This window comes from Roseovarius halophilus (ex Wu et al. 2025) (assembly GCF_047086965.1).
Window position 1 is genome coordinate 1 of the sequence record NZ_JBKOTX010000576.1, and the last position, 409, is coordinate 409.

Annotated in this window: 1 protein-coding gene; it reads right to left on the bottom strand. The window is 67.5% G+C overall.

The annotated features are described in order from the left end of the window. A partial coding sequence (locus ACH107_RS33565; protein ID WP_412509895.1) for a major capsid protein occupies window positions 1-407 on the bottom strand: 407 nt, incomplete at its 3' end. Window positions 408-409 lie beyond the last annotated feature (2 nt).

Consider the following 409-nt stretch of genomic DNA (forward strand, 5'->3'; position numbering starts at 1 on the left):
TCCATGTATTCGCGGGTCTGGGCATGCTTGCGGCGCATCAGCGTCAGCTTGCGGTTCATCACCTCGACCAGGGGATCGGCGGCGTCCGAGACGCCCAGCGCCGGCATGCCCTGGATATCGGCGGGCAGGATGACGTCGTCATGCGGGATCCACGGCAGCGCGAAGCTGCGCATGGAGCGCTGCTCGCGCTCGCCGACCGTGGCCGGGGCGCCCAGCGGAACCGAGGGCAGCAGGCTGAGCACGCCCTCGCGCTGCTCGATGACGATGGAGCGCTGTGTGACGCCTTGATACCGGAAGAGGCCAATCTGGCCGAGGCGGGTGTAGAGATTGGGCAGGATGTTGATGGCCTGCGTCATCTCGGCGAGCGAATAGCCGCCCGCGTCGAACGGGTTGCGGGTGAGGGTCATGG